Annotated in this window: 25 protein-coding genes; 16 read left to right on the top strand and 9 right to left on the bottom strand. The window is 67.3% G+C overall.

The annotated features are described in order from the left end of the window. The gene (locus SLQ31_RS27675) at positions 1-1,044 is read left to right on the top strand and encodes a sulfate/molybdate ABC transporter ATP-binding protein (protein ID WP_319437386.1); all 1,044 of its coding nucleotides are present in this window, start codon (positions 1-3) and stop codon (positions 1,042-1,044) included. On the opposite strand, the gene SLQ31_RS27670 is transcribed toward SLQ31_RS27675, so the two are convergent. Genes SLQ31_RS27670 through SLQ31_RS27660 form a run of 3 tightly spaced genes read right to left on the bottom strand, consistent with a single transcriptional unit; the run spans position 1,041 to position 4,125 of the window. Beyond that, positions 1,041-1,745, bottom strand: coding sequence for a sirohydrochlorin chelatase (locus SLQ31_RS27670; protein ID WP_319437385.1), 705 nt, complete (start codon positions 1,743-1,745; stop codon positions 1,041-1,043). The two genes, SLQ31_RS27675 and SLQ31_RS27670, sit on opposite strands and share 4 nt — an antisense overlap. Further along, on the bottom strand, positions 1,742-2,455 hold the full coding sequence (locus SLQ31_RS27665) for a phosphoadenylyl-sulfate reductase (protein ID WP_319437384.1): 714 nt from the start codon (positions 2,453-2,455) through the stop codon (positions 1,742-1,744). Before SLQ31_RS27665 ends, SLQ31_RS27670 begins: the two co-directional genes overlap by 4 nt. Further along, a complete protein-coding gene (locus tag SLQ31_RS27660; RefSeq protein WP_319437383.1) occupies positions 2,452-4,125 on the bottom strand; it encodes a nitrite/sulfite reductase in 1,674 nt (557 codons plus the stop codon). Before SLQ31_RS27660 ends, SLQ31_RS27665 begins: the two co-directional genes overlap by 4 nt. Positions 4,126-4,428: 303 nt before the next feature. On the opposite strand from SLQ31_RS27660, the gene hemW reads away from it, so the two are divergent. After that, positions 4,429-5,604, top strand: coding sequence for a radical SAM family heme chaperone HemW (gene hemW / locus SLQ31_RS27655; protein ID WP_319437382.1), 1,176 nt, complete (start codon positions 4,429-4,431; stop codon positions 5,602-5,604). A 77-nt stretch (positions 5,605-5,681) separates the two neighbouring features. Here hemW and SLQ31_RS27650 read toward each other — a convergent pair whose 3' ends face one another. Both SLQ31_RS27650 and SLQ31_RS27645 read right to left on the bottom strand, forming a co-directional pair. Continuing rightward, positions 5,682-5,915 carry a hypothetical protein gene (locus SLQ31_RS27650; protein WP_319437381.1) on the bottom strand — a complete coding sequence of 78 codons (234 nt, stop codon included), beginning with the start codon at positions 5,913-5,915 and terminating at the stop codon, positions 5,682-5,684. A 121-nt stretch (positions 5,916-6,036) separates the two neighbouring features. Further along, on the bottom strand, positions 6,037-8,247 hold the full coding sequence (locus SLQ31_RS27645) for a bifunctional SulP family inorganic anion transporter/carbonic anhydrase (protein WP_319437486.1): 2,211 nt from the start codon (positions 8,245-8,247) through the stop codon (positions 6,037-6,039). Positions 8,248-8,615: 368 nt separating this feature from the next. Here SLQ31_RS27645 and SLQ31_RS27640 point away from each other — a divergent pair, with 368 nt between their 5' ends. Next, positions 8,616-9,395: a response regulator transcription factor gene (locus tag SLQ31_RS27640; protein ID WP_319437380.1), complete on the top strand. Its 780-nt coding sequence runs from the start codon at positions 8,616-8,618 to the stop codon at positions 9,393-9,395. Next, a complete protein-coding gene (locus tag SLQ31_RS27635) occupies positions 9,392-10,939 on the top strand; it encodes a HAMP domain-containing sensor histidine kinase (RefSeq protein ID WP_319437379.1) in 1,548 nt (515 codons plus the stop codon). Before SLQ31_RS27640 ends, SLQ31_RS27635 begins: the two co-directional genes overlap by 4 nt. Here the strand turns inward: SLQ31_RS27635 and SLQ31_RS27630 are convergent. Further along, on the bottom strand, positions 10,894-11,217 hold the full coding sequence (locus SLQ31_RS27630) for a type II toxin-antitoxin system VapB family antitoxin (protein WP_319437378.1): 324 nt from the start codon (positions 11,215-11,217) through the stop codon (positions 10,894-10,896). The genes SLQ31_RS27635 and SLQ31_RS27630 overlap by 46 nt on opposite strands. A gap of 183 nt (positions 11,218-11,400) precedes the next feature. On the opposite strand from SLQ31_RS27630, the gene hrcA reads away from it, so the two are divergent. The 4 genes from hrcA (at position 11,401) to SLQ31_RS27610 (ending at position 15,398) form a co-directional block, all read left to right on the top strand. Then, positions 11,401-12,438 (top strand): heat-inducible transcriptional repressor HrcA, encoded by a 1,038-nt coding sequence (gene hrcA, locus SLQ31_RS27625; protein WP_319437377.1) that lies wholly within the window; start codon positions 11,401-11,403, stop codon positions 12,436-12,438. A 51-nt stretch (positions 12,439-12,489) separates the two neighbouring features. Beyond that, entirely contained in the window at positions 12,490-13,632 is a 1,143-nt protein-coding gene (gene dnaJ, locus SLQ31_RS27620) for a molecular chaperone DnaJ (RefSeq protein WP_319437376.1), read from the top strand. 4 nt (positions 13,633-13,636) lie between these two features. Beyond that, the gene (locus tag SLQ31_RS27615; protein WP_319437375.1) at positions 13,637-14,392 is read left to right on the top strand and encodes a 16S rRNA (uracil(1498)-N(3))-methyltransferase; all 756 of its coding nucleotides are present in this window, start codon (positions 13,637-13,639) and stop codon (positions 14,390-14,392) included. 61 nt (positions 14,393-14,453) lie between these two features. Further along, positions 14,454-15,398, top strand: coding sequence for a hypothetical protein (locus tag SLQ31_RS27610; RefSeq protein WP_319437374.1), 945 nt, complete (start codon positions 14,454-14,456; stop codon positions 15,396-15,398). A 16-nt stretch (positions 15,399-15,414) separates the two neighbouring features. Here SLQ31_RS27610 and SLQ31_RS27605 read toward each other — a convergent pair whose 3' ends face one another. Continuing rightward, entirely contained in the window at positions 15,415-16,602 is a 1,188-nt protein-coding gene (locus tag SLQ31_RS27605; RefSeq protein ID WP_319437373.1) for a LuxR C-terminal-related transcriptional regulator, read from the bottom strand. A 118-nt stretch (positions 16,603-16,720) separates the two neighbouring features. Between SLQ31_RS27605 and SLQ31_RS27600 the strand changes: the two genes are divergently transcribed. Both SLQ31_RS27600 and SLQ31_RS27595 read left to right on the top strand, forming a co-directional pair. Further along, entirely contained in the window at positions 16,721-17,959 is a 1,239-nt protein-coding gene (locus SLQ31_RS27600) for a cytochrome P450 (RefSeq protein WP_319437372.1), read from the top strand. Beyond that, a complete protein-coding gene (locus SLQ31_RS27595; RefSeq protein ID WP_319437371.1) occupies positions 17,956-18,366 on the top strand; it encodes a nuclear transport factor 2 family protein in 411 nt (136 codons plus the stop codon). The genes SLQ31_RS27600 and SLQ31_RS27595 overlap by 4 nt, the downstream gene beginning before the upstream one ends. A 4-nt stretch (positions 18,367-18,370) precedes the next feature. Here SLQ31_RS27595 and SLQ31_RS27590 read toward each other — a convergent pair whose 3' ends face one another. Together SLQ31_RS27590 and SLQ31_RS27585 are read right to left on the bottom strand one after the other, a co-directional pair. Further along, positions 18,371-19,006 (bottom strand): maleylpyruvate isomerase family mycothiol-dependent enzyme, encoded by a 636-nt coding sequence (locus tag SLQ31_RS27590; protein WP_319437370.1) that lies wholly within the window; start codon positions 19,004-19,006, stop codon positions 18,371-18,373. Continuing rightward, complete coding sequence (locus SLQ31_RS27585; protein WP_319437368.1) at positions 18,990-19,892, bottom strand: alpha/beta hydrolase; 903 nt, start codon at positions 19,890-19,892, stop codon at positions 18,990-18,992. The genes SLQ31_RS27590 and SLQ31_RS27585 overlap by 17 nt, the downstream gene beginning before the upstream one ends. Positions 19,893-19,969: 77 nt before the next feature. Here SLQ31_RS27585 and SLQ31_RS27580 point away from each other — a divergent pair, with 77 nt between their 5' ends. Genes SLQ31_RS27580 through era form a run of 6 tightly spaced genes read left to right on the top strand, consistent with a single transcriptional unit; the run spans position 19,970 to position 24,758 of the window. Next, positions 19,970-20,644, top strand: a complete 675-nt coding sequence (locus SLQ31_RS27580; RefSeq protein ID WP_319437366.1) for a TetR/AcrR family transcriptional regulator — start codon at positions 19,970-19,972, stop codon at positions 20,642-20,644. 46 nt (positions 20,645-20,690) lie between these two features. Beyond that, positions 20,691-21,707 carry a PhoH family protein gene (locus SLQ31_RS27575; protein WP_413643159.1) on the top strand — a complete coding sequence of 339 codons (1,017 nt, stop codon included), beginning with the start codon at positions 20,691-20,693 and terminating at the stop codon, positions 21,705-21,707. A 13-nt stretch (positions 21,708-21,720) separates the two neighbouring features. Beyond that, positions 21,721-22,257 (top strand): rRNA maturation RNase YbeY, encoded by a 537-nt coding sequence (gene ybeY, locus SLQ31_RS27570; protein WP_319437364.1) that lies wholly within the window; start codon positions 21,721-21,723, stop codon positions 22,255-22,257. Continuing rightward, positions 22,254-23,546 (top strand): hemolysin family protein, encoded by a 1,293-nt coding sequence (locus SLQ31_RS27565; protein ID WP_319437363.1) that lies wholly within the window; start codon positions 22,254-22,256, stop codon positions 23,544-23,546. The genes ybeY and SLQ31_RS27565 overlap by 4 nt, the downstream gene beginning before the upstream one ends. Continuing rightward, positions 23,539-23,859: a cytidine deaminase gene (locus SLQ31_RS27560; RefSeq protein ID WP_319437362.1), complete on the top strand. Its 321-nt coding sequence runs from the start codon at positions 23,539-23,541 to the stop codon at positions 23,857-23,859. The genes SLQ31_RS27565 and SLQ31_RS27560 overlap by 8 nt, the downstream gene beginning before the upstream one ends. Then, positions 23,856-24,758, top strand: coding sequence for a GTPase Era (gene era, locus SLQ31_RS27555; protein ID WP_319437360.1), 903 nt, complete (start codon positions 23,856-23,858; stop codon positions 24,756-24,758). The genes SLQ31_RS27560 and era overlap by 4 nt, the downstream gene beginning before the upstream one ends. The last annotated feature ends 1 nt before the right edge of the window (position 24,759 follow it).

Here is a 24,759-nt window from a genome sequence, read left to right as displayed (position 1 = left end):
ATGACCAATGCCATCACCGTCACCGGCGCCAACAAGCGCTACGGCGAGTTCGCCGCGCTCGACGACGTCGACTTCGTGGTGCCCGCCGGGTCGCTGACCGCGCTGCTGGGGCCCAGTGGCTCGGGCAAGTCCACACTGCTGCGTGCCATCGCCGGACTCGACCAGCCCGACACCGGCAGCATCACCATCAACGGCCGAGATGTCACCAACGTCCCCCCGCAGCGGCGCGGCATCGGCTTCGTGTTCCAGCACTATGCCGCGTTCAAGCACCTGACTGTGCGGGACAACGTCGCGTTCGGGCTCAAGATCCGCAAGAAGCCTAAGTCGGAGATCAAGGACAAGGTCGACAACCTGCTCGAGGTCGTTGGGCTGGCCGGGTTCCAAACCCGCTATCCCAGCCAGCTTTCCGGTGGCCAGCGCCAGCGGATGGCGCTGGCTCGGGCACTCGCCGTCGACCCGGAGGTGCTGCTACTCGACGAGCCGTTTGGCGCCTTGGACGCCAAGGTCCGAGAGGATCTGCGGACATGGCTGCGCCGGCTGCATGACGAGGTGCACGTGACGACGGTGCTCGTCACCCACGACCAGGCCGAGGCGCTGGACGTCGCCGACCGGATCGCCGTGCTCAACAAGGGTCGGATCGAACAGGTCGGCTCGCCGACGGAGGTCTACGACAGCCCGTCCAATGCATTCGTGATGTCATTCCTGGGCACCGTGTCGTCGCTCAACGGAATCCTGGTGCGCCCGCACGATATTCGCGTCGGGCGCAATCCAGAAATGGCGATCGCCGCCGGCGACGGCACCGGGGAGTCAACCGGTGTCGTGCGCGCCACCATCGATCGGGTTGCGTATCTGGGCTTCGAGGTGCGGGTCGAATTGACCAGCGCCACCAACGGGAAACCGTTCATCGCGCAGATCACCCGCGGCGACGCCGAGGCGCTCGGGCTGAAAGAGGGCGACTCGGTGTACGTGCGGGCCACCAGGGTGCCGCCGATCGCCGGCGAAGTACAGGTCGCGGCAAGCGAAGTGCAGGTCGCGGCAACCTAGGCCGCGACCCGGGCGGACACCGCGTGGTCGAACCGGTCGAGCACCGTCTCGGCCACCAGTGGATGCGCGCCCAGCGGCGCCACCATCGTCATGCCTTCGGCGTCAGCGATTGCGGCCACCCGGTCGGTGATGCGCCCCGGTGCGATGAACCACGGCGCCACGACGATTCGCCGGGCGCCCTTGCGGCGCAGGATCTCGGCTCCGTCCAGCACCGACGGGTGCGGTCCGGTCGCGTAGGCCACCTGCACCCCGGACCATCGGGTCCCACGGGCCAATGTCTCGGCGAGCGCCGAGGTGCGGGCGTTGGCGGCGGGATGCGAAGAGCCGACCGCCACCACCAGCACGCCCAGACCGCGCTCGAATTGGTGAATCTGGTTCTGTGCCAGGCGTTCCCGCATGACCTCGAGGAGGCGCGGATCCTCACCCAGGGCGTCGGCCTGGATCACATCGGCACCCGCGTCGGCGATCATCGCGGGGATGTCGGTGCGGGCGTGGTACGCGCTGGCCAGCAGTAGCGGTGTGACGACCGCCGGACCGTCCAGCGCGCGTAGTTCATCACACAGATTCGGTGAGTTCTGTTCGCAGAACGCGACTCGCACATCCAGCTCGGGCCGCAACGCGCGAATTCGCTCGGCCACCGCATGAATGGTGGCCGAGGAGCGCGGATCAGCGCTGCCGTGCGCGGTGAGGATGAGCCTCACGAAACGTGGAGTCCGCATTCTGTTTTCGACAGGCCCTGCCAGCGGCCGCTGCGCGGGTCCGCACCCTCGATCGGCTTCGCCGTGCACGGCGCGCAGCCGATCGACGGATATCCTTCGTCGACAAGCGGGTTCACCAAAACACCGTTGGCCTGGATGTAGGCGTCCATGTCGTCATCGGACCACGCGGCCAGCGGATTGATCTTCACCAGCTTGAATGCCTCGTCGAAGCTGATCAGCGGCGCATGGGCACGGGTGGGTGCCTCGACACGGCGGATGCCGGTGACCCAGGCCGTGTATCCCTGCAACGCTTTGCCCAGCGGGGTGACCTTACGCAGCCGGCAGCACTCGGTCGGATTGCTGGCGAACAGGTCCTTGCCCAGCAACTGGTCCTGCTCGGCCACGCTGTGCTCGGGTGTGACGTTGACGACATGGATGTCGTATACGGCCTCGACCGCGTCGCGGGTGCCGATCGTCTCGGCGAAGTGGTAGCCGGTATCGAGGAACAGCACGTCAACGCCGGGGCGAACTTTGGCGGCGATGTCGACCAACACCGCGTCCTGCATGTTGGAGGCCACGACGTATTCACCGCCGAAGTGCTTGTCGGTCCAGGCCATCAGCTCGTCAGCGCTGGCGCCGTCCAATTCGGCGGCGCCGTGCTCGGCAAGCTGTCGTAGGTCTGCCTCCGTCAATTCACCCACCCCAATACTCATCGCAAATCATCTTCTTCCGCTCGCACAGCCCACTGGGCGAAACGTTCTCCTTCGTGCTTTTGTTTCACGAAGTTGCGCACGACCCGCTCGATGTAGTCGCCGAGTTCGGTGGAGACCACCTTGTGCTGACGGAGCTTTCGGCCGAAACCGCTGTCCAGGCCCAGGCTGCCGCCCAGGTGAACCTGGAACCCTTCTTCCGGGCCGTTGCCGTCGTCGATCATCTGGCCCTTGAACCCGATGTCGGCGACCTGGATGCGGGCGCATGAGTTGGGGCAGCCGTTGATGTTGACTGTGACCGGCACATCGAGTTCGGCATTGATGTCTTCGAGCCGCTTCTCCAGGTCCGGCACCAGGCTCTGAGCGCGCACGCGGGTCTCGGCGAAGCTGAGCTTGCAGAACTCGATTCCCGTGCAGGCCATCAGGTTTCGCCGCCAATGCGACGGTGCCGATGGCAGGCCGATGGCATCGAGCCCACTGCGAAGCTCTTCGAGCTTGTCGTCGGGCACGTCCAGGACGATCAGCTTCTGATACGGGGTGAACCGGACCCGAGTTGAACCGGCGGCCTCGGCCAGGTCGGCGACCTTCGTCAGGATCGTGCCCGAGACCCGCCCCGCGATCGGTGCAACCCCGACGGCGTTGAGGCCGTTCTTGAGCTTTTGGACGCCGACGTGGTCGATCGGACGGGGGACCGGTGCGGGTGCGGGCCCGTCGATCAGCGGCCGCTTCAGGTACTCGGTCTCGAGCACCTCACGGAACTTCTGGATGCCCCAGTCCTTGATGAGGAACTTCAGCCGGGCTTTGGCGCGCAGCCGCCGGTAACCGTAGTCACGGAACACGCTGACCACGCCTTCCCAGACGTCGGGCACCTCGTCGAGAGGCACCCAGGCGCCGACTCGCTGTCCCAGCATCGGGTTGGTGGACAGGCCGCCGCCGACCCACAGGTCGAAGCCGGGGCCGTGCTCGGGGTGGTTGACCCCGATGAAGGCGACGTCGTTGACCTCGTGCACGACGTCCTGCAGGCCGCTGATGGCGGTCTTGAACTTGCGGGGGAGGTTCGAGTACTCGGGCTTGCCGATGTAGCGCTTGACGATCTCTTGGATCGCCGGGGTGCCGTCGATGACCTCGTCGAGCGATTCACCCGCAAGCGGTGAGCCCAGCACCACGCGTGGGCAGTCGCCGCACGCCTCGGTGGTCTGCAGACCGATCTCGTCGAGCCGACGCCAGATCTCCGGCATGTCCTCGATCTGGATCCAGTGGTACTGCACGTTCTCGCGATCGCTGATATCGGCGGTGTCGCGGGCGAACTCGGTCGAGATGCCGCCGAGCGTGCGCAGCGCCGCGGTGGTCAGTGCGCCGCCGTCGCTGCGCACTCGCAGCATGAAGAACTCGTCTTCGAGCATGTCGGTGTTCTCGTCACCGGTCCAGGTGCCGTCATAGCCGGGCTTGCGCTGGGTGTAGAGGCCCCACCAGCGCATGCGGCCGCGCAGATCCTGCTTGTCGATGCTGTCGAAGCCCTGCTTGGCGTAGATGTTCTCGATGCGGGCGCGGACGTTGAGTGCGTCGTCGTCCTTCTTGAACTGCTCGTTGGGGTTGAGCGGCTCGCGGTAGCCAAGGGCCCACTGGCCCTCACCCTTCGGGCGCTTCGGGGCGGCCTTGGTCGGCTGAGTCATGAAATGGGGCTCCTCATGTCAAGGAGCTGGCGTTCGGATCGCGCGATTCCACCGGTGGGCTGTTCCGGCGGCGCAGATCCGGCGGCCAGCTGAAGTACAGGTGGGCGGTCTACGGCGTCAAGCCAGACAACAACAGGTACAGACGCGCTGGTAATCGACATGCCGCCGAACCACCAGTGCGACCGGGCGCAGATTCTGGGGGGCAGGCATGCGCGCCATTCTGCCACGAACCCCGTCAATCGCTCTAACCGGGACAAATTTCGGCTCGTCGTGAGTAAAAGTCGACTCTGGGACACTGGACGCATGTCGGTCCGTCCCGCGCAGGCCGCCCTGCCGGAGCTCGTCCTGACGCCCGGCACGGCGTTCGGCATCTATGTCCATGTGCCGTTCTGTGCCACCCGCTGCGGGTATTGCGACTTCAACACCTACACCGCCGCCGAGCTGGGCGGCGCGTCGCCACAGGGCTGGCTGACCGCGCTGCGCACCGAGCTCGAACTGGCCGCTGACCTGCTGGGTGCAGTACCGGTCGACACGGTGTTCGTCGGTGGTGGCACACCATCGCTACTCGGTGGCACAGGACTGGCCGAGGTGCTCGACGTCGTGCGGAACAACTTCGCCATGGCCGCCGACGCCGAGGTGACCACCGAGGCCAACCCGGAGTCGACGTCACCGGAGTTTTTCGAGGAGATCCGCGCCGCGGGCTACACCCGGGTGTCGCTGGGCATGCAGTCGGTGGCACCCCGCGTGCTGGCGCTGCTGGACCGGACCCATTCGCCGGGGCGGGCGCTGCACGCCGCCGCCGAGGCCACGTCCGCCGGCTTCGAGCACCTCAACATCGACCTCATCTACGGCACGCCGGGGGAGTCCGACGACGATCTGCTGCGCTCGGTCGACGCCGCGCTGACTGCAGGCGTCGACCACGTGTCGGCCTACGCCCTTGTCGTCGAGGACGGCACCGCGCTGGCCCGCCGGGTGCGCCGCGGTGAGATCGCCGCTCCCGACGACGATGTGCTCGCGCACCGCTACGAACTACTCGACCAGCGGCTGTCGGCGGCCGGGCTGAGCTGGTATGAGGTGTCGAACTGGAGTCGTCCCGGCGCCGAGTGCCGGCACAACGTCGGCTACTGGAACGGCGGCCAGTGGTGGGGGGCCGGACCCGGCGCCCACGCGTTCGTCGGCGACACCCGGTGGTGGAACGTCAAGCACCCGACTGCCTACGCCGAGGCGCTCGCCGGGAGGCAGCTGCCGGTCGCGGAGTTCGAACGCCTTGACGCCCACGCCCGCCACATCGAGAACGTCCTCCTGCAGATCCGGATGCGCACGGGGCTGCCGCTGACGGCGCTGACGGGGTCCGAACAGGTGCGGGCTGACGAGGCGGTGGGCGCCGGTCTTCTGGTCCGTGCGTGCGACCGGTTGGTGCTGACCGACCGTGGGCGACTGTTGGCCGACGGCATCGTGCGCGACGTGCTCGACGACTGACGGCCGGACATGGCAAGGCCGCGGGGAAGCCTTGGGGGGTAGGCACTTCCCGCGGCCTTGCTCGGTGGCCCTGCCGGCTAGCCCAGCGCCCACAGCGGGATGCCGTTGAACCCGAAGGCCTGCTGGGGCGAAGTGGCAGGGGGTGTGGCGTGAATCCGGGCGTGGCCCTGCTTCTCGCACATGGTCGCGCCGCCCTTCTGCATGCAATTGATCGGATTGGGCGCCGCAGCAGCGCTCGGTGCGAGGCTGAGGGCAGCTGCCGCGGCGCCGGCGGCGACGACGGGTGCGAGGTGGCGGAGTGTGAGCTTCATTGCTGGTCCTTTCGTGTGTCGGGAAGAGAAACCCATTGGGGGAATGCAGGTTTCGTGACGTCTGCCCGATATCTCCAACATAGGCGATGGTCTCCCACCGGTCACGCTATTCATATCAGGGTCAAATATGTTGATGGACAGTCAAACTCGATGCTGGCTCGACGTGCAGCACCCGCGCGCTGCCAATGTCGTAGAACAAGCCGACGACCTTCAGCCGGCCTTCCTCGTGCAGTTCACGGATCAGTGGATGGCGTACCAGAGTGTCGACCTGGACGGCGACGCTGACCATGCTCAGCTGGTCCGCGGTGTTGAATCCTTGTTCCTCGGCGGATATTGCAATGGGGTGGCGGCCTTCGTCGAAGGCGTCCAATGCCGGCCGAGCGTGCTTGAGCCAGGATCGCAGGTGTTCTTCACCGGGTACTCGCTCGCCTGGCACGCCTTGCTCGCGCAGGGCGGCATGCATTGCGCCGCAGGCGGAATGGCCACACACGACTATTGAGGACACCGTCAACCTGCCGACCGCATAGGCGATCGCTGCCTCCACGGAAGAGTCGAGCTGGTCGGCGGGTACCAGGTTGCCGACGTTGCGCACTGTGAACAGGTCGCCAGGCCCGCTGCTGGTGATCGCATTCGGCACAATCCTGGCGTCAGTGCAGGTGATGAACAGCGTCTCGGCCTGATGGGCGTGCGCCAATTTCGCCATGTGCGGCCGTATCTGGGGCGCGGTCCTGCGGTGGTACACCTCGAGGCCGTCGAGAACCGCCTGGGGCGGGGTGTCGCGCCGCTCGTGGCCGTTCTTGGTCTGCGGGTCCTGCCACGAACTCCACGGCACCACTCCGAGCCGCTTGTCGATCTGAGTGAAGGCGCGCTGGGGCGGCCCGGTGACTGCGCTGTGAAGTTCGACGGAGCCGACCTCCTGCACCAGCACGCTGCCGCCGGATGCCTCGTGCTGACGCTGCCAGTCCTTGAGTGCCTGGTGTGCGGCATGGTCGATGAAGTCCACCGACATCTCCAGCGTGACGCGCACACCCGGCGGCACGGATGCCAGCGTCTTGTGAAGCTGGGGCAGGGACAAGAACGTGCACGACCCTTCCACGGCGATGTGCCAATCGGCGTTGTCCGTATCGTCGGCGGGCTCGGCGTGGATCCTGGCGCGCGCCACCCGCCAGACGGTGAGTGCGACCGCCAACGCCAGCCCGAGCAGGACGCCCTGGAGGAGGTTGAGGAAGACCACGCCGGCGATCGTCACCAGATAGACCGCGATGTCCCCGGTCTGCCGGGCCGTCTTGATGTGGGTGAGCTTGACCAGCTGGATGCCGATCACTATGAGCAGTCCGGCCAGCGCCGCGGTCGGAATCTGCTGGGCCAAGCCGGCGAACGGCAGGGCGAAGACCAGCACCCATAGTCCGTGCAGGATCGACGATGCGCGGGTCTTGGCGCCTGCGGTCACGTTGGCCGAGCTGCGCACGATCACACCGGTGATCGGAAGTCCGCCGACGGCGCCCGAGGCCACATTGGCGGCGCCCTGGCCCACCAGTTCGCGGTTCAGGTTCGACCGCGGACCGTCTTGCATGCGGTCGACGGCGACCGCCGTGAGCAGGCTTTCCACGCTGGCGATGAGGGCAACGGTGATGACGCCCGTCGCGAACGCCCCCCAATTGCCCTCCGGTAGACCGGGTGCCTGCAGGGCGTTGAGCAGGGATCCGTCGAGCTGAATGCGGGGCACGTTCAACGCGAAGAGCACCGATACCGCGCTCGCGACGACGATCGCGACCAGCGGGCCTGGCACTTTGCGAATCCGAGCGGGGACCCAGCGCCACGCCAGCAGGATTCCGATCACCAGCACACCGACGGCCAGCCCGGCGCCGTCGGCCGCGATCAGCTGACTGGGCAGTTCGGTGATATTGCGCCAGGCCGAACTCTCGGAGCTGCCACCGAGCAGCACGTGGACTTGCTGCAGCGCGATCGTGACTCCGATGCCCGCCAGCATGGCGTGCACCACCATCGGCGAGATCGCCAGCGCCGCACGGCCCACTCGGCTGACCCCGAGCAGTATCTGCAGCAGACCTGCGCAGACGGTGACAGCGCAGGTCACCGCCCAGCCGAACTCGGCGATCAAGCCCGCGACGATGACCGTCAGCCCGGCCGCCGGTCCGCTCACCTGCAGCGGGGAGCCACCAAGGGCCCCGGCGACCACACCACCGACGATCGCGGCGATCAGCCCGGCGAGCACCGGTGCGTCGGAGGCGATCGCGATACCCAGCGACAGTGGCAAGGCCACCAGGAAGACCACCAGCGAGGCCGGTAGATCATGGCGCAGGATCGTGGACATCCTGCTCGGGTCGTCAGAACCCGTGGTCGGCTCGATGGAACGCTGCAAGGTAAAACTCCTGTCTGCGCGTGCGAGATCTTTTCAGTGACAATCGATTCGCGTATCGAGCCGCTGAAGCGGAACGAATTCACAAGCGCGACAGTAGGTGTGGTGTCTTGGGGTATTCAAGGTATCCATATCGGATCCATATCTGGATCGGTCGAACGGCGTGCAGTCGTGACCAAACTGTGTCGCGCCTAACAGAACTTTGCGGAAACCCGTGGCGGCGAACGTAATACAGCACGGCATGGATGCAGCTGCGGCCAGCTAAGATATGAAACAGGTATGGGCTGCATGACAGATTCATGTGTTTTCTACAGAATCGAAGTATGGCTCTACCGGTCGCACCCACTTCGTCCCGTCCACTCCAGCCCCGCCAGGCGATCCTTGGCCAGCTGCCCCGCATCTCACGGATCGACGGATCGCCGATCCGTGTTCTGCTCGTCGACGACGAACCGGCGTTGACCAATCTGGTCAAGATGGCGCTGCACTATGAGGGCTGGGATGTGCAGACGGCAGGCGACGGCCGGGACGCCTTGGCGAAGTTTCAGGACTTCGAGCCGGACCTGCTGGTCCTGGACATCATGCTCCCCGACACCGACGGCCTGCAGATCCTCAAGATGACGAGGGAGTCGGAGGGGTACACCCCGACGCTGTTCCTGACTGCGCGCGACTCGGTGGTCGACCGGGTGACGGGTCTGACAGCCGGTGCCGACGACTACCTGACCAAACCCTTCAGCCTGGAGGAGTTGGTGGCCCGGTTGCGCGGCCTGCTGCGCCGGGCCAAGGCCACCATGGACCCCGAGGACGAGGTGCTCAAGGTGGGCGACCTGGTGCTCGACGGCGCCAGCCGTGACGTTCGACGAAGCGGTGAGCCGATCTCGCTGACCACGACTGAGTTCGAGTTGCTCCGCTATCTGATGCGCAACCCGCGGCGCGCAATCACTCGTACGGAGATCCTGGATCGAGTCTGGAACTACGGCTTCGGCGGACGGTCCAGCATCGTCGACCTCTACATCTCCTACCTGCGCCGAAAGGTCGACACACACCGTGAGCCGATGATCCACACCGTTCGAGGGGTCGGCTACATGCTGCGGCCCCAGCCATGAACCCCAGGAGCTGGTCGTGGCGGCCGAGGTCGCTGCGCCGGCGACTGGTTCTGTGGGTATCGGTGATCGTCAGCGTTGCGCTGGTCGGCGTCGGCGCCGTGGCTGTCATCAGCCTGCGGGACGAGGCCGCCAGCCTGGCCGACAGTCAGGTGTCCAATTCGCTGGCCGCGTTCGGCTATTCGTATGCGAAGTCCAAGCGCGACCACGTCTACCCGGTGCCGCCCGCGGCCGACGAGTCGCACGGGGATGTCATCGACTTCCCGGGCCAGGCGCCAGGGACGGTCATCGCCATGCTGCGCGGCGACACCGCCGTCTCCGGCACGGTGTTCACCGACGGCGAACCCCTTCCCGCGTCGTCGGACGTGATGCGGGCGTTGGAAGCCATCGACTGGGGTGACGGGGATCCGCAGACGGTCAGCCTTGGTGACCTAGGGCCGCATCGGGTCGGCCATCGCGACTTCGCCGGAGGTGAGCGGCTGGTTTCAGCGGTGTCCCTGCACCAGGCCAACAAGACCGTGGCCGGCAAGGCGCTGACCGTGGTGGGGCTGGTGGTGCTTGCGCTCGTCACCACCGCGCTTGGCACCGTCGTGGCGGTGAACTATGCGCTCAAGCCGCTTCGCCGGGTGGCCGCGGTCGCCGGCCAGGTCGCTGCGATGCCGCTGGATGCCATGGACCATCGCATCACCGCCCGGGTGGGGGACGCCGATACCGACCCCGAAAGCGAGGTCGGTGTCGTCGGGCAGACGCTGAACCGGCTCCTGGCCAACGTCGACACCGCGCTCACCAACATGGCGGATTCGGATCGGCGGACCCGGCAGTTCCTCACCGACGCGAGCCACGAGCTGCGCACTCCGCTGGCGGCGATCCTCGGCTACGCCGAACTCACCCGGCAAGACAGCGAAATCCTGCCGCCGACCACCGAGTACGCCCTGGCGCGCATCGAGGCGGAGTCGCGGCGGATGGCCGCACTGGTGGCTGATCTCCTGCTGCTGTCCCGGCTTGACGAGGGCCTCGATCTCGAGCTCGAGGATCTCGATCTGTGCGATGTCGTCGCCGATGCCGTGAACGATGCGTCGGTGACCGCACCGGATCACCATTTCGTCACCGACTTGCCCGACCATGGGATCTGGGTACGCGGGGATCGCGCCCGGCTCCATCAGCTGTTGGGCAACCTGCTGAGCAACGCGCGAGTGCACACACCGGCCGGGGTGACCGTCACCACGTCGCTGTCGACTCGCACGGCCGGCACCGGCACGGTGGTCGAGCTGGTGGTGGCCGACGACGGGCCAGGGATTCCCGACGAGATCATGCCGAATCTCTTCGGTCGGTTCGTCCGGGCCGACAAGGCGCGGTCGCGCGAACTGGGCTGCAGTGGCCTCGGGCTGGCGATCGTCCTGTCGATCGTGGAGGCGCACAAAGGCACCGTGGTGGCCGAATCCAGTCCTGGCAGAACAGTATTCATGGTGCGGCTACCCGCGGCGAGGGCGACCGAGTCCGGTCAGCTCGGTGCGAATTGGCCGTTCGGGCCGGGGTCCATGTCGTAGACCCTGGCGTGCAGCACGGTGCGATTACGCAGCGCGGCGCGCACCGCCCTGTGCAGGCCGTCTTCGAGGTAGACGACGCCCCGCCACCGGACCGCATGCGGAAACAGGTCGCCGTAGAAGGTGGAGTCTTCGGACAGCAGGCGATCCAGCGCGAGCACGGTGGTCGTGGTGACCAGCTCGTCGAGGCGGATCTGTCGTGGGGGGATATGCGACCAGTCGCGGTAGGTCAGACCATGCTCGGGATACGGCTTGCCTTCCCGAACGCCCTTGAAGATCATCGGGCCCCAGCCCCGAGCGCAGCCCCCGGACTCCGCATCACCATCTGAGCAAGGCTAGTCGCTGGCGCCCGGATTGCCAGCGGAGGGCGGCCGTGCGTCGACGGCGCGATGGCACTCGGAGCGTGTGGGTGCTAATTGAGCTGATACTGACACTAAAATAGAGGCAACTTGGAGGTGTATCTGATGGGAAGTGCCGACGACCGTCGCTTTGAGGTACTTCGCGCCATCGTTGCCGACTTCGTCGCGACCAAGGAACCAGTCGGTTCCAAGGTTCTCGTCGACCGCCACAACCTCGGGGTATCCAGCGCCACCGTGCGCAACGACATGGCGGTGCTGGAGGCGGAGGGGTACATCACCCAGCCCCACACCAGCTCCGGTCGGGTGCCCACCGAGAAGGGTTACCGGGAGTTCGTCAACCGCATCGACGACGTCAAGCCGCTCTCGCCGCCGGAACGCCGCGCGATCCTGCAGTTCCTGGAGTCCGGGGTCGACCTGGACGACGTGCTGCGCCGCGCGGTGAAGCTGCTGGCCCAGCTGACCCGCCAGGTGGCGATCGTCCAGTACCCGACGCTGTCCACCTCGACCGTGCGCCACCTCGAGATCGTCTCGATCACACCCGCGCGGCTGCTGATGGTCGTCATCACCGACTCCGGCCGGGTCGACCAGCGCATCGTCGAGCTGGGCGACACGATCGACGACCACCAGCTGTCCCAGTTGCGCGAACTGCTCGGGCAGGCGCTGGAGGGCAAGCGGCTCGCGGCGGCCTCGGCCGCGGTGGCCGACCTGGCCGCCAGGCTCGACGGGTCGGGCGGGCTTGGCGACGCCGTCGGCCGCTCAGCGACCGTCCTGTTGGAGTCGCTGGTCGAACACAACGAGGAACGCCTGCTGATGGGCGGTACCGCCAACCTGACCCGCAACACCGCCGACTTCGGGGGCTCGCTGCGCTCGATCCTCGAAGCGCTCGAGGAGCAGGTGGTGGTCATTCGCCTGCTAGCCGCCCAGCAGGAAGCGGGTAAGGTCACGGTGCGCATCGGCCATGAGACCGAGGCCGAGCAGATGGTCGGCACCTCGGTGGTGACCACGACCTACGGCAGCTCAGGCACCGTATTCGGCGGCATGGGTGTCTTGGGGCCGACCAGAATGGACTACCCGGGAACTATTGCCAATGTCGCGGCGGTTGCGCTGTACATCGGCGATGTCCTAGGACACCGCGCCGGATAGCCGGCAGGGGACACCGAGCCGGATAACCGGCAGGATTTCGAAAGGTCAAGTGTGGCACGGGACTACTACGGCTTGCTCGGGGTGAGCCAGGGCGCCAGCGATCAGGAGATCAAGCGCGCCTATCGGAAGCTGGCCCGCGAACTGCATCCCGACGTCAATCCCGACGAGGCGGCCCAGCACCAGTTCAAGGAAATCAGCGCCGCCTACGAGGTGCTGTCCGACCCGGAGAAGCGCCGCATCGTCGACCTCGGTGGCGATCCGCTGGAAAGCGCCGCCTCGGCAGGCAACGGATTCAGCGGCTTTGGCGGCTTAGGCGATGTGTTCGAAGCCTTCTTCGGCGGTAGTGGCGCATCGCGCGGTCCCATCGGCCGGGTGCGTCCCGGCTCGGACTCGCTGCTGCGAATGCGGCTTACCCTCGCGGAGTGCGCGACCGGCGTGACCAAACAGGTCACCGTCGACACCGCTGTGCTGTGTGACATCTGCCAGGGCAAGGGCACCCACGGCAACTCCACCCCGGTCGCCTGCGATACCTGCGGCGGACGCGGCGAGGTGCAGACCGTGCAGCGCTCGCTGCTCGGACAGGTCATGACGTCGCGCCCCTGCCCGACCTGTCGTGGCGTCGGTGAGGTCATCCCCGACCCGTGCCACCGGTGCGCCGGTGACGGCCGCGTGCGCGCCCGTCGCGACATCAGCGTCAAGATCCCGGCCGGCGTCGGCGACGGCATGCGGGTCCGGCTGGCCGCCCAGGGTGAAGTCGGTCCGGGCGGTGGCCCGGCGGGCGATCTCTATGTCGAGGTCCACGAGCAGCAACATGACATCTTCATCCGCGACACTGACGACCTTCACTTCACCGTCTCGGTGCCGATGGTCGATGCCGCGCTCGGCACCACGGTCACTGTCGACGCCATTCTCGACGGGCTGACCGAGATCACGATCGCGCCCGGCACCCAGCCCGGTTCGGTGACGACGCTGCGGGGCCACGGCATGCCGCACCTGCGCTCGGGCGTCCGCGGAAACCTGCACGCACACATCGAGGTGACGGTCCCTGGCAAGCTCGACGCGCGAGCCAAGGAACTGCTCGCCGAGTTCAAGACGCGCAGCCACGCCGAACCCGAGGTCAAATCCACGCACGCCGCGTCCGCCAATTCCGGCGGCCTGTTCAACCGGCTGCGCGAGACCTTCAGCGGCCGCTGAGGCATTGGCCGACACCCTGTTCTACGCCGACGCCATCCCGGCGGTCGGGCAGGCGGCCGTCGTCGACGGCGACGAGGGCTTCCACGCCGCCACGGTGCGGCGCATCCGCCCCGGTGAGGCGCTGGTGCTCTCCGACGGTGCAGGCACCCTGGCCCGCTGCGAGGTCGAGGAAACCAGCAAGCGCGGGTTCTCGGCCCGGGTCCTCGAGCGCTGGACAGCATCGCGCCCCACGCCGACAGTGACTGTCGCCCAGGGCATCCCGAAGTCGGAACGGTCGGAACTGGCGATCGAGCTGGCCACCGAAGCCGGCGCCGACGATTTCATCGCCTGGCAGGCGGACCGGTGCGTCGCGCGCTGGGACGGCGAGCGCGCGGAGAAGGGTTTGCGCCGCTGGCGCGCGGTGGCGCGCTCGGCCGCCCGGCAGTCGCGGCGTGCCTACATCCCGGACATCGGTGGGCCGGTGGCGACGGCGGCGCTGGTCAAGGCCGTCGGCGATCAGGTGGGTGCCGGGGGACTGGTCCTTGCGCTGCACGAATCCGCCGCTCGGCCGCTGGCTGAACTCCCTGTGGCGCAAGCGAATTCGATCCTGTTGATCGTGGGGCCCGAAGGTGGGATCAGCGACCGCGAGCTCGTCGCGCTGGTTGCCGCAGGCGCCTCGGCGGTGCGGCTTGGCCCCACGGTGTTGCGCACCACGACCGCCGCGGCGGTGGCGTTGGGCGCGCTGGGCGTACTGACGCCGCGCTGGTCGATCGCGCGGTAACTCAGCCCTACCCCGCGTCGATGCGTTAATATTCCCCAACGTCAATTTTTGGGGGGTCAAGATGACGTATGTCGGTTACGTCTGTGGTGGGGTGTTCGCGCTCGGTCTGGGTGCCGCGGTTTTAGCGGGATCGGGTTCTGCGTCGGCTGATTCGACAGGTAGCGGATCTGCCAAGCCCGCGCACGCGCACAGCGAAGGCTCCCCGCCCCGGGCGGTCGCGAAGAAGCAGGCCGGTACGCGGGCGTTGGCGGCATCCACGATTTCGGGGACGCAGAAGGCTCCCGCGAGGGTGGTGAATCTGCGTGCGGCGCGCCCTGCCGATCGCCGGGCCAATTCCGTGCGGACGCCGGCGGCGGAGTCCTCCACCGGTTCGGTCACGTTGGCGGATCTGCCGCCGTCCTACTACGTGGACTTGAATATGCAGGCGTTCCGGGACGATTCGTGGAATATCAAGATCACCGGCGTCTACGGGACAGACGGAGCGGTGGACGATGCCGAGATTTTCGTCCTCCACGGTGACGGCGACAAGTACGTCGCCTACACCCGGTTGTATCTGAACCAGAATGCCAACGTGCCGCTCGGCGCGAGCTGGGATATCAAGGCGTTCGACCCCGGTGTTTTCCCGGGCGACCTTGGGCTGACCGAGATTCCGTCCGGTCCGCCGCGGCGCCTGCCCAACAGCGCAGCCGAGTCCAACCGCGAACAGTTTTCGACGGTGCTCGGCTTCATTCCGGTCGTCGCCCAGGTGGTGGGGGCGGTGAATCTGGTGCAGGACGGGATCGAGCTGCTCGAAGCTCAGCGGCGTGGCGACATCGACGACATCGCCGACGAGCAGGCCGATTTGAGGACGGATCTGATCTTTAAGATCCTCGGTGTCCAGCAGCTGCAGGGCGCGATCGCAGTGGTGACGTTGCCCGCGACCCTCGCCTTCGCCGCGCTCTATGTCGTGGCCGTAGCCCAGTGCCAGGCGAATCCCGGTTCCGAAATCTGCGGGGCGCTCATCTGATTACGGCCGCACGCGCTCAGGCCGGATCCGGCCGGGACGCCAGGCGCGCGTAGATCGACGCGGCCTCAGCGCGGTTGCTCGCGTGCAGCTTCCGAAGTACCCGCTTCACATGGGATTTCACCGTGCCAGGGGTGATCACCAGTTCATCGGCGATCTGCTGGTTGGTCCGCCCGTCTGCCATCAGCCGCAGCACCTCGGCCTCGCGGCGGGTCAGCATCTCGTGCACGCGTGACTCGACCTCGGCAAGCCGGCGGCTGGCCGGGCTGCGCTCGGCCGGCTCGACCTTGCGCAGTTCCAGATCGGCGTCCTGCAAGGCCTGGGCGGCCTCCTCCGCGGTGGCCAGCGCGCTACGCACCTCCGCGTGCTGGCGGCGCATCCGTTCCATCAGCACGGTGCGCTCGAAGGCGTAGCCGAATCCTTCGGCGAACGCCCACACCGTGTCTCGGTCGATCTCGTCGACGGTGCGCCCCGAGTACAGCCGGTCAGCGTGCAGGAAGCCGATCACCCGACCGGTGGGCATGACCGGGGCCGCAACGTAGGAGTGGGTCAGCGAGAAGTCGATGATCGGGCGGTTGACGCGCGGATCGTTCTGGGCGTCGCGCACGATTTCCGGTGCGCGCCTTCGGATCATCTGCGTCTCGAGCAACATGTGGTCCAACGGCGGGGCGACGGACTGGGCGAAGGCGACCATCTTCTCGGCACCCTCGACGTCATCGCCGAAGTACGCCGACTCCATCACCATCCGGCCTTCGTGCACGCGGAACAACACCGCCCGGTCGAACCCGCACGACTCCACGAGCTCACGCGGGGCCCGGTCGACGATCTTGGCGACCTCGTCGATCGCGCGCAGTTTCGAGAGCCCTTCCTGCACGCGCAGCAGCGCCAGCGTCCTGCGCCGGGCGGCGTCCTCGATCAGCTGACGCTCCAGCAGGGACAGATCGAGCACCGCCTCCAACGCGGCCAGCGCCTTCTCGTCGCCCAGGCCTTCCAGAGCCTCGCGCACCTGGGTGGCATGCGCGTCGACGGTGTCGGCGACGGCTCGGATCGGGTCGTCGGCGCGTTCGACGATGCCCAGCCGGCAGGCCTCGTCGTAGCGACGGGTCACCGCGCTGGTCGGCGGTTGCTTGGACGCCCAGCCCGGGTGATTGCCGTCGACGAGCGCGGTCACGGGCAGCGAGTCAAGGGAGTCAGTGGTGGCGGTCACAGTGCGCCGATCGTCTCACCACCAACGGGGCGGCAGTGGCAAAACCGCCCGGTAGGGAGCGCAACTGACCTCCATCGGGAGATCGACCGGCCGCCATAGCAGCATCGAGGCTGTTGGCATGACCTCGACGACCGCTTCCGCGCTCCACCTGCTGACCACTCCGGAGGGGATCGCCAACCCCTATCCACTCTTCGAGCAACTGCGGGATTCCTCGCCGGTGGCGGGCTACCAGGACTGGCCGCCCGGGACCGTGCCCGGGGCTGACGAGCCCGTCACCGCCTGGGCGTTGTTCCGCCACGACCAGGTTCTCGCGGCGGCTCGCGACGGCGAGACGTTCTCCTCCCGCGACCCGATCCAGGAGGCGTCGTCGGCCCCGAGTCTGATGCTGGTCAACACCGACCCGCCCGCGCACACCGGTGAACGCAAACTGGTCAGCCAGGCGTTCTCGCCACGGCGCATCCGCCGGCTCGAGAACTGGCTCGCCGAGCTGGTGCCGGTTCTGCTCGCCGATTTCGATGCCCGCAAGCGCGACGATGATCCCGACGTCATGGAGTTCGCCGACGAGGTGCCCACCCGCGCGATGGTGCGGCTGCTGGGTCTGCCCGACGGCGACCACGTCCGGTTCAAGAACTGGGCCAACGCATTCATGCTCTCATCGACGATGACGCCCGAGGAGCGGATGGCCAGCAACGCCGACATGGTGGCGGCGTTCACCGATCGGGTCATCGAACACAGTGCCCGCCTGGATAATTCGCAGGATGTCGAGGACGCTGAGGATCTGATCTCGGCGCTGCTGCGGGCCGAACTCGACGGCCAGCGGCTCACCCCCGAGCAGATCGTGCGCCTGTGCGTGACGCTGGTGGTGGCAGGCAGCGAGACGACGACCTATCTGATCGGCAGCGTCCTGCACGCCATGGCGCGTGAGCCTGCGGTGACCGCTCGGCTGCGGGCCGACCGCTCGCTGGTGAGCACCTTCATCGAGGAGGTCGCCCGGCTCACCGGACCACAACGGTTGTTCCGCATCGCGACCCGCGACGTCGAGATCGATGGCGCCAATATCAAGAAGGGGGAGTGGGTGGCGCTGTTCTTCGGCGCGGCCAACCACGACCCGGCCGTCTTCGAAGATCCCCAACGCCTGGACCTGGACCGGCCCAACATTCGCCAGCACCTGGCCTTCGGCCACGGACTGCACTTCTGCCTGGGCGCGCCGCTGGCCCGGTTGGAGGTGTTCGCGGTCGTCAACGCGGTACTGGACCGCTACTCGGTGATCGGCCTTTCCGAGGAACCCGGTGTGCGACAGACCGCCAGCCTGCTCACCCACGGCTTCGTCCGCCTGCCGATGCAACTGAGCCGATGAGCACCGTCGAGAGCGGCAACGTCGCCGCCACCAAGGCGATCTACGCGGCGGTCCCCGCCGGCGATCTCGAAACCGCGCTCAGCCACATGGATCCGGAAATCCGGATCACCTACTACGGCAGTGCCGCGATCCCGTATGCCGGTGACTACCAGGGCATTACGCAGGCGGTCGACTTCTTCACCACCGTCGGCAGCCACATCCAGATTGTGGCGATGGAACCGTGGCTGTTCATCGGCGACGGGGACAACCTGGCGGTCTGGGGTCACCAGAAGTTCCTGCGGCTGGCTACCGGGCACACCTGGGAGTCGGAGTTCGCCCACATCATCACGTTGCGGGACGGCAAGTGGTTGCACTTCCGGGACTTCATGAACTCGGCGCTGACCCACGACGCCTTCACCCGCGAATAGCGCGTCAGAGGCGGGCGCCCAACGTCGTCACCCCGTCACCGTCGAGGTGCTCCAACGCCTGGGGCCGGCCGGCCAGCACCGAGGCCAGGTGTGCGGCCGATCCGCTCACGCGAGGTCCGGTGGCGCCACGACGCCAGCCCACGTCGCGGGCGTGCAGGGTCAGCCCACGTGCCCGGGATCGCGCCGGGATGAACGGATTGGGCACGCGCACTTGGGTTTCGAGAACAGCGGTCAGCGCTTCGGTATGAACGTCCGGCTCCCGGCCGATCGCCAGCGCGATGTCGAGTTCGTGGATCACGTGGTCGCCGAGTAACAACCCCGGCGGGAACACCCGGCCGATGCCGCGGGGTGCGTCGATCAGGGCGGTCAGGTCGCCGATCAGCTCGGCCGGTGTGCGGCGTACCGCGTGCCGGCGCGCCAGGGCGGAGTTCGCGCGATCGAAAGACCCGCCATGCCTGACCATCTCGGCCACCATGGGTGCAGGCGGGGCCTGGTAGCCGTAGACGATGTGGGCCAGCACCTCGTGGTTGGTCCAGTCCGTGCACAGGCTTGTGTGCTGCCAGTCGGCGGCGGACAGCGATCTCGCGAACGCGATAAACCTGAGATCGTTGCGCCGCAACAGGTTACGTCGGGTCGACATTGAGGTGCTTCCGCAGAAAGTCGGTCTGGTCGGCGAGAAGATCGGCCAGCAGTGGCGGGTGATAGACGTCGAAGTGGTCGGCGTCGTAATGGCGGATCTCGCCGTGCGGCGCCCGTCGGGCGATGTCTTCTGCGCGCCCGGGATCCATCAGCGTCTCGCGGTCGCTGACGCAGACCAGCGCGGGCGCGGTGATGCGGGACGCCGCGCGAACCGCGGTCGTGACCGCGATCTCCGCGACGTCGGAAGCCCCGACCCGGTTGTCGAAGTAGCCGCCGGGGGAGACGGTGGCGTCCCAGCCTTCCAGCGCGCCCGCAACCGTCACCGCCGCCGCGCTGCCCGGCGGGCCGACGACGGGGATGTAGTGCGGTGTCCGGCCCAACAGGCGCCGTCCGAGATCGTTGAGCACTGCCGGGGTCAGCTGCAGCATGGCGCCGAGTCCGAGCCGGCGCACCACCGCGGGGCCGTCGACGATCGGGCACTGCACCACGACGGCCGCCACGTCGTCGCGGGCGGCCGCGACCTGCAGGGCGTGCATCGCGCCCAGGCTGGTGCCCCACAGGCCGACCCGCCCGGCATCGATGTCCGGCAGGCCGGCGAGGAACTCGAATGCGGCGCCGACGTCCTGGCGGTGCTTGCGCAGGCTCAATCGCTGGCGCGGGAATCCGCCCGATGCTCCCAGTCCGCGGTAGTCGAACGCCAGCGTGGCGATTCCCGCCTGGCTGAAGTGCTGTTCGTACTGCTCGAGCGACATCGTGTGGTTGGCGCCGAACCCGTGGACGAGCACCAGGCCGGGATGCGGCCCAGGGCCGGGCGGCCGGGTGAGCCAGGCGGCGCACGTCGCGCCGCTCGAGTCGAAGGTCAGGGCGGTTTGAGTGGCTGGGGACATCGGTTCTCCTCGATACGTACGGTGTACGTAAACACTAACCCGTACGATGTACGTGTCAAGGGAGGGAGATTCCGCCGATGCGCCCACGCTTCACGATCGACGAGATCCAGACCGCCGCGCTGCAGATCGTGGACCGCGACGGGCTGGCCGGGCTGAGCATGCGCACGCTGGCCGCGGCCCTTGGCACCGGCGCGATGACCCTCTACAACTACGTCCGCGACCGAGATCAGTTGGAGGAGTTGGTTGCCGAGGCCGTGATCGCCGCCGTCGAGCTGCCCGACAGCGGCAGCGACTGGCTCGGCGATGTTCGCGCGATCGCCACCGCGATGTGGCAGGGCGTGCGGGCGCATCCAAACGCCATTCCGCTGGTGTTGACCAGGCGCACGGTGTCACCGACGAGCTACGCGGCCGCCGAGCGTCTCGTCGACGCGCTGAGCCGCGGAGGCCTCGACGACACCGCCCTGCTTGGCGCGTTCCGGGCGGTGCTCAGCCTGGTCATGGGCAGCGCGCAGGTCGAGTTGGCCGGGCCGCTGGCCGGCACCGGGCGCGACGAGCAGCAGCGACAGGTAGCCGCCCAGATCGGGGCGCTGGCCTCGGATCGGCATCACCGCCTTGCCGCCCTGGCCGAGGTGAGCCAGCGGTCCTCGGCGGCGGCGGACTTCGAGTGCGCGCTCGACCTCCTGCTGGCAGGCATACGTGCCAGCGCCCAGACGTTATCGACTTCACCGGGTCAAGGCCCGGCGGTAGGATGAACCAACCGGCAATCTCGACCTCCAGGAAGCAGGCTTCGAAGAACACGTGACGCCCCGCGAGACGACCGCTGCTTCGCAAGTGCGCAGCAGCATGACTGTTCCGCCCGACCTCGTTGTGGGCCTGCTGGGTTCCGCCGACGAAAACTTGCGCGCACTGGAACGCAGCCTGTCAGCCGACGTGCATGTCCGAGGTAACACCGTCACCCTGTCCGGCGACGCGGCCGATATCGCGATGGCCGAGCGGGTGATCTCCGAGCTCATCGCAATCGTGGCCGGCGGCCAGACGCTGTCGCCGGATGCGGTGCGGCACAGCATCGGGATGGTCACCGGCGCCGATAACGAGTCACCGGCCGAGGTACTGACCCTGGACATTCTGTCCCGGCGGGGCAAGACAATTCGGCCCAAGACGCTGAACCAGAAGCGCTATGTCGACGCCATCGACGCCCACACCATCGTGTTCGGTATCGGGCCGGCGGGTACCGGTAAGACCTATCTGGCCATGGCCAAGGCCGTCAATGCGCTGCAGACCAAGCAGGTCAGCAGGATCATCCTGACCCGCCCCGCAGTGGAAGCCGGTGAGCGCCTTGGGTTTCTGCCCGGCACGCTGACCGAGAAGATCGACCCCTACCTGCGGCCGCTGTATGACGCGCTGCACGACATGATGGATCCGGCCGCCATCCCGAACCTGTTGGCCGCCGGCGTAATCGAGGTGGCACCGCTGGCCTTCATGCGTGGCCGCAGCCTCAACGACGCCTTCATCATCCTCGACGAGGCGCAGAACACCACCGCCGAGCAGATGAAGATGTTCCTCACCCGGCTGGGGTTCGGATCCAAGATCGTGGTCACCGGCGACATCACGCAGGTCGATCTGCCGGGCGGCGCCACATCCGGTCTTCGCGCGGCAAAGGACGTCCTCGAGGGTATCGACGACATCAACTTCACCGAGCTCACCAGCGCCGACGTAGTGCGCCACCGGCTGGTCTCGGAGATCGTCGACGCCTACGCCAAGGCCGAGCAGCCTGGCCTGGTGAACCGCTCCCAACGTCGTTCGACTCGGCGTTAGGGGCGAGGAGAAGATGACTATCGAGGTTTCCAACGAATCCGGCCTCGACGTTTCCGAAGAGGAACTGATCAGCGTCGCCCGCTTCGTGATTCGCCGCATGGACGTCAATCCCGCTGCCGAATTGTCGATGGTGCTGCTGGACACCAACGCGATGGCCGATCTGCACATGCGCTGGATGGACCTGCCTGGTCCCACCGACGTGATGAGCTTCCCGATGGACGAGCTCGAGCCCGGCGGTCGCCCGGATGCACCCGAGCCGGGGCCGTCGATGCTCGGCGACATCGTGCTGTGCCCGCAGTTCGCCGCCGACCAAGCAGCCGCCGCGGGCCACAGCCTCGGCCAGGAGCTGGCCCTGCTGACGGTGCACGGAGTGCTGCACCTGCTCGGCTACGACCATGCCGAACCTGACGAGGAAAAAGAGATGTTCGACCTGCAGCGCAAGCTGCTCGAGGAGTGGGTCGGCGAACAAGTTCAGGCCTATCACCAAGATCGACAGATCGAGAAGGATCGTCGACTGCTCGACAAGTCACAGTTCTTCGACGAATCGTGACGGGCTGGAGTGCGCTGCTCGGCGCGATCGCCCTCATAGCGCTCGGTGGTCTGTTCGCCGCAATCGACGCCGCCATCAGCACGGTGTCGGTCGCCCGGGTCGAGGAACTGGTGCGCGACGACCGGCCCGGCGCCCTTCGCTTGGCGCGGATCATGGCCGAGCGACCCCGCTACATCAATCTTGTTGTGCTGCTGCGCATTGCGTGCGAAGCAGCCGCCACGGTGCTGCTGGTGGCCTTCCTGTGGGATGACCTCGGCCTCAAATGGGGTCTGGTGGTGGCGGCCGCGATCATGACCGTGGCCAGCTTCGTCGCCATGGGTGTCGGGCCGCGCACCGTCGGCAGGCAGAACGCCTACACCATCGCGCTCACGTCAGCCGTTCCGCTGCAGGCGATCTCGGTACTGCTGACCCCGATCAGCCGGCTACTCATCGTGATCGGCAACGCGCTGACCCCCGGCCGGGGTTTCCGCAACGGACCGTTCGCCTCCGAGATCGAGCTGCGCGAGGTGGTCGACCTGGCGCAGCAGCGCGGGGTGGTGGCCGACGACGAACGGCGAATGATCCAGTCGGTCTTCGAGCTCGGCGACACCGCCGCACGCGAGGTGATGGTCCCGCGCACCGAGATGGTCTGGATCGAAAGTGACAAGACCGCAAGCCAAGCGACGTCATTGGCGGTGCGCAGCGGCTATTCCCGCATCCCGGTGATCGGGGAGAACGTCGACGATGTCGTCGGCGTCGTCTATCTCAAAGACCTCGTCCAGCGCACCTATTACTCGTCCGACAGCGGCCGTCACACCAAGGTGTCCGAGATCATGCGCCCCGCGGTCTTCGTGCCCGACTCCAAACCGCTCGACGACCTTTTGCGGGAGATGCAGCGCGACCGCAACCACATGGCGCTGCTGGTCGATGAATACGGCGCCATCGCCGGTCTCGTGACGATCGAAGACGTGCTCGAAGAGATCGTCGGCGAGATCGCCGACGAGTACGACCACGACGAGGTGGCACCGGTGGAGAAGCTGGACGACAACAAGTTCCGGGTGTCGGCTCGGCTGCCGATCGAAGACGTCGGCGAGCTCTACGACGTCGAGTTCGAGGAAGATCTCGACGTCGACACCGTGGGCGGGTTGCTGGCTCTCGAGCTCGGCAGGATTCCGCTGCCCGGCGCCGAGGTGGTGTCCCACGGGCTGCGGCTCCGCGCCGAGGGTGGCCGCGATCATCGTGGCCGGCTGCGCATCGGCACTGTACTGGTCAGCCGAACCGACCTTGAGGAAGGCGACGACAATGAGTGAGACGCTGGCGGCCGAAGACGAGAAATTGGTGGTGCTCGCGCGCGGCGCGATGGCGCGCGCCGAAGCGGGCGAAGGAGCCGCGGTGCGCGACCTCGACGGGCGGACCTACGCCGGCGCACCGGTGACCCTGTCGGCGTTGCGGCTGACGGGTCTGCAGGCAGCTCTCGCCGCGGCGGTGTCCAGTGGCGCAACGGGTTTGGAGGCTGCGGTGTTGGTCGGCGGTTCGGCTGACGATGACGGTGTCGCCGCCGTCCGGGAACTTTCGCCGGCCGCCGCGATCATCGTGACCGACCGCTCCGGAGCGCCGCAGTGAGCGAGTTCCGGTCCGGCTTCGTGTGTTTGGTGGGCCGCCCCAATACGGGCAAGTCGACACTGACCAATGCCCTGGTCGGTGCCAAGGTGGCGATCACCGCCAACCAGCCGCAGACCACCCGGCACACCATTCGCGGCATCGTGCATAGCCCCGACTTTCAAATCGTGCTGGTCGACACCCCCGGGCTGCACCGGCCGCGCACCCTGCTGGGCAAGCGGCTCAACCTCCTGGTGCGCGACACCTACTCGCAAGTCGACGTCATCGGGTTGTGCATCCCCGCCGACGAGACGATCGGGCCCGGCGACCGGTGGATCTACGAACAGATCCGCGAGGTGGCACCCAGGACCACGTTCGTCGTCATTGTCACCAAGATCGACAAGGTGGCCAAGGACCGGGTGGCCCAACAGCTGATGGCCGTGCTGGAACTGGTCGGTGACTCCGCCGCCGAGATCGTGCCGGTGTCGGCGACCCGCGGCGATCAGGTCGACGTGCTCACCGAGGTGCTGGCCGCGCAGTTGCCGCCCGGCCCGGCGTTCTATCCCGACGGCGAGCTCACCGACGAGCCCGAAGAGACGCTGATGGCCGAGCTGATCCGCGAGGCCGCGCTGGAGGGCGTGCGCGACGAGCTGCCGCACTCGCTGGCGGTGGTGATCGAGGAGGTCGAGACGCGCCCCGACCGTGACGACCTGATCGACGTGCGCGCGGTGCTCTATGTCGAGCGGGACAGCCAGAAGGGCATCGTGATCGGCAAGGGCGGGGCCCGTCTCAAAGAGGTCGGGACGGTGGCCCGCCTTCAGATCGAGAAGCTGCTGGGCACGAAGGTGTACCTCGACTTGCGGGTCAAGATTGCCAAGAACTGGCAGCGCGACCCCAAACAGCTTGGGAAGCTTGGCTTTTAAA

The organism is Mycobacterium sp. RTGN5, from assembly GCF_033804465.1.
GTDB lineage: Bacteria > Actinomycetota > Actinomycetes > Mycobacteriales > Mycobacteriaceae > Mycobacterium.
This window is presented reverse-complemented; position numbering and strand designations above follow the sequence as displayed.

Excerpts from the sequence above, each read along its gene's own strand:
- SLQ31_RS27665 (WP_319437384.1), bottom strand. The coding sequence starts at position 2,455 with ATGAGTATTGGGGTGGGTGAATTGACGGAGGCAGACCTACGACAGCTT.
- SLQ31_RS27630 (WP_319437378.1), bottom strand. The coding sequence starts at position 11,217 with ATGATCTTCAAGGGCGTTCGGGAAGGCAAGCCGTATCCCGAGCATGGT.
- SLQ31_RS27640 (WP_319437380.1), top strand. The coding sequence starts at position 8,616 with ATGGCTCTACCGGTCGCACCCACTTCGTCCCGTCCACTCCAGCCCCGC.
- SLQ31_RS27580 (WP_319437366.1), top strand. The coding sequence starts at position 19,970 with ATGCGCCCACGCTTCACGATCGACGAGATCCAGACCGCCGCGCTGCAG.
- SLQ31_RS27675 (WP_319437386.1), top strand. The coding sequence starts at position 1 with ATGACCAATGCCATCACCGTCACCGGCGCCAACAAGCGCTACGGCGAG.
- ybeY (WP_319437364.1), top strand. The coding sequence starts at position 21,721 with ATGACTATCGAGGTTTCCAACGAATCCGGCCTCGACGTTTCCGAAGAG.
- SLQ31_RS27600 (WP_319437372.1), top strand. The coding sequence starts at position 16,721 with ATGACCTCGACGACCGCTTCCGCGCTCCACCTGCTGACCACTCCGGAG.
- hrcA (WP_319437377.1), top strand. The coding sequence starts at position 11,401 with ATGGGAAGTGCCGACGACCGTCGCTTTGAGGTACTTCGCGCCATCGTT.
- SLQ31_RS27560 (WP_319437362.1), top strand. The coding sequence starts at position 23,539 with ATGAGTGAGACGCTGGCGGCCGAAGACGAGAAATTGGTGGTGCTCGCG.
- SLQ31_RS27660 (WP_319437383.1), bottom strand. The coding sequence starts at position 4,125 with ATGACTCAGCCGACCAAGGCCGCCCCGAAGCGCCCGAAGGGTGAGGGC.
- SLQ31_RS27590 (WP_319437370.1), bottom strand. The coding sequence starts at position 19,006 with ATGTCGACCCGACGTAACCTGTTGCGGCGCAACGATCTCAGGTTTATC.
- SLQ31_RS27645 (WP_319437486.1), bottom strand. The coding sequence starts at position 8,247 with ATGTCCACGATCCTGCGCCATGATCTACCGGCCTCGCTGGTGGTCTTC.
- SLQ31_RS27595 (WP_319437371.1), top strand. The coding sequence starts at position 17,956 with ATGAGCACCGTCGAGAGCGGCAACGTCGCCGCCACCAAGGCGATCTAC.
- SLQ31_RS27610 (WP_319437374.1), top strand. The coding sequence starts at position 14,454 with ATGACGTATGTCGGTTACGTCTGTGGTGGGGTGTTCGCGCTCGGTCTG.
- SLQ31_RS27585 (WP_319437368.1), bottom strand. The coding sequence starts at position 19,892 with ATGTCCCCAGCCACTCAAACCGCCCTGACCTTCGACTCGAGCGGCGCG.
- SLQ31_RS27650 (WP_319437381.1), bottom strand. The coding sequence starts at position 5,915 with ATGAAGCTCACACTCCGCCACCTCGCACCCGTCGTCGCCGCCGGCGCC.
- hemW (WP_319437382.1), top strand. The coding sequence starts at position 4,429 with ATGTCGGTCCGTCCCGCGCAGGCCGCCCTGCCGGAGCTCGTCCTGACG.
- SLQ31_RS27635 (WP_319437379.1), top strand. The coding sequence starts at position 9,392 with ATGAACCCCAGGAGCTGGTCGTGGCGGCCGAGGTCGCTGCGCCGGCGA.